This window comes from Anaerobiospirillum sp. NML120511, assembly GCF_023050955.1.
GTDB lineage: Bacteria > Pseudomonadota > Gammaproteobacteria > Enterobacterales > Succinivibrionaceae > Anaerobiospirillum.
The window spans coordinates 1-2025 of sequence record NZ_JALKIK010000099.1 but is presented as its reverse complement, the minus strand read 5'-3'; the positions used below and the strand labels follow the sequence as shown (position 1 = coordinate 2025).

The window sequence follows — 2025 nt, the reverse complement described above, 5'->3', positions numbered from 1 at the left end:
TCATGATTATCACACCACCGTACGTACGGGTCCGTATACGGCGGTTTCAACCATTGTTACCGCCCAGTTTTGCTTCGTATTGGGCGTTAAGCATATTCAGGTTAAGCCATCCCATATCCTGTATCTTGGCGTTTGACAGTGCTGAATGAATTTGCTTTGTCTTGGCCATATTCCAGTAGGAGTTTGAAGAGTAGGCGTATTGGCCAAGCTCTGGGGATCGGCTGTTAAGCTTATGGAATTCCTCCATTCGCTTTCGCGGCTTCTTCCATTGCTTCCAGTACATCTGCCTTATTCTTCTGCGGATCCAGCTGTCGACCTGGTTCATCCAGCTTAAAGGTATTGCTCCTTTAAAATAGTTGAACCAGCCTCTCAGCTTGTTGTTGAAACGCTTCTGTACTTTCTCGAACCCACCAGGGCATCTCCGGTCCAGAGTTTCCTTGATTTCCTGGATAAACTTCATCCTCTTCTTTTCGTGAACTTTCACATAGACAGTGCATTTCGGCGCTATCTTGCGGATGAGTTTGGGAACCCTCCTGGTAAGGGTGAAACCAAGGAACTGAGTACCTTGTGTGCACTTCAGGATCTTTGTTTTCTCCATGTTTACCTTGAGGAACAATTTCCCCTCCAGAAACCTGGTCACTCTGTTGAGGGTCCTCTGAGCTGCCTCCTTGCTTTTGCAGAAGATCATCATGTCGTCAGCGTATCTGACAAATTTGATTCCTGTCTTATCCATCATCTGATCACATTCGTTCAGGATGATGTTTGCCAGGACCGGGCTCATTGGGCCGCCTTGTGGGGTGCCTATGGTGGTTTTCGGTGTTACATATCCGTTCTCGAATACAGGCGCGCGCATGAATCTGTGAATCAGAGATATTACTCTTCCGTCTTTTATGTCTGTTGACATGACTTGGAGCAATTTGCTGTGATTTACAGTATCAAAGAACTTGCTCAGGTCCAGGTCAATGATCCATTCATGCCCCTCGTTGGCGTATTTGATCGCCCTCTTAATGGCGTCTCTGCATCCTCTACCTGGTCTGTATCCGAAACTGTTGTCTGAGAACTTGCTTTCGTAAAAGTTTGACAGTACGTTAGCTATTGCCTGTTGTACTACTCTATCTTCTACTGTTGGTATTCCCAGAGGTCTCATATCTCCGTTTGCTTTTGGGATGTAAACTCTCTTTACAGGCTGCGGCCTGTATTTACCGTCCTCAATCTTCTTGATCAGGTCGTCATATCCCTGGACAGCTCTTCTCGCAGCGTATTCTTCGACACTTAAGCCATCTATGCCTGGGGCACCTTTATTACTCGTTACCCTGCGACAAGCTTTGTTCAGGTTGTATGCGTCAGTCACCTGATCCAGCGTGACTTCGATGTTGCTGAAGATACTCAGTCCTGTATATCCTGTATGTTTCGTAGATTTCATGCTATTGAAAACTCCGTGTCATCTTGTTTACGGCATCTCAGGTCTAATCCCTCGCACACTTTTCGCGTTCCGCGCTACTTCGCATGTTCTCTCAGGATAGTGGTCTTCCAGGGCAGATGGGTGTAGATGTTTATCTATGCTCCTCTCCCTTTCGTGACCTCTTATTTCTAGACCATAGCCGTCAGGTTCTAAGATCTTTCTCTTCTGGTTGATTTGGTCCTTCCTGCCTCCTGACGTTTGGCAGTACTATGACCTCTGCTGACTTCTTGCCATTCGTTGTTACTACGGGTTTCTTCCCGCTGGCAAGACCTCCTCGGGTAAGGGCATTATCTTCCACCTCATATAACCGCTTGCTTTACGTCTCGGGCTCCGTCTAGTTATTGGACTTCGTCATAACTTGGAGACTCGTCCGCCCTGCACGCCTTGTAGCAAGTTTCTGTTCGTCGGTCCAAGGTTTTGCACTGTGTGAGCTGTATAGCTCACAACCAGCTTCTTTCAGCACAGGTGTCACCACACTGTACCTTGCTTTCAGCTAACGCTTCCCACTAGCGGGTGCGTAAGGGACTTTAACCCTCAAGATAATGCTCATGCCGAGCACACAA

General features: G+C 47.4%; 1 protein-coding gene. It reads right to left on the bottom strand.

Features of this window, described 5'->3' with window-relative positions; translation table 11 throughout:
- Positions 1–46: 46 nt before the first annotated feature.
- Positions 47–1423, bottom strand: a complete 1377-nt coding sequence (ltrA, locus tag MXE39_RS12795; protein WP_246979080.1) for a group II intron reverse transcriptase/maturase — start codon at positions 1421–1423, stop codon at positions 47–49.
- Positions 1424–2025 lie beyond the last annotated feature (602 nt).

Coding starts and splice junctions, on each gene's coding strand:
- ltrA (WP_246979080.1), bottom strand. CDS start 1,423: ATGAAATCTACGAAACATACAGGATATACAGGACTGAGTATCTTCAGC.